The sequence below is a fragment of the Pseudomonas sp. PME37.24/006 genome (assembly GCF_055556635.1).
In genome coordinates this window covers 1-287 of record NZ_JBVHNL010000039.1, presented here as the reverse complement: position 1 = coordinate 287, position 287 = coordinate 1, and the positions used below count along the sequence as shown (strand labels likewise).

Below are 287 nucleotides of genomic sequence, written 5' to 3'. Positions count from 1 at the left end.
CGCTCGACCGCGTCCGGCTATCCGTTCGGCCGGCCGAGATCGTCGGTCTCGTGGGCGAAAGCGGATCCGGCAAGTCGGTCCTGTCCTATGCCATCAGTGGGCTCCTCGATCCTGCCGCGCGCGTGACGGGCGGCAGGATCGTCTGGCAGGGCCATGCGCTCGGCGCCATTCGCGAGCAGCGCGAACAGCGCGCTGCCATCGCCCAGATCTTTCAAAATCCCCGAGCGAGCCTCAACCCGATCCGCTCGGTCGGGCGCCAGCTGCAGGATGTCGGCGGGAAGGAGAAC

1 protein-coding gene is annotated in these 287 nt (G+C 68.3%); it reads left to right on the top strand.

The annotated features are described in order from the left end of the window. Positions 1–287, top strand: a 287-nt coding sequence (locus ACZ3GY_RS23765; protein ID WP_465912188.1) for an ATP-binding cassette domain-containing protein, incomplete at both ends; no start/stop codon positions are given.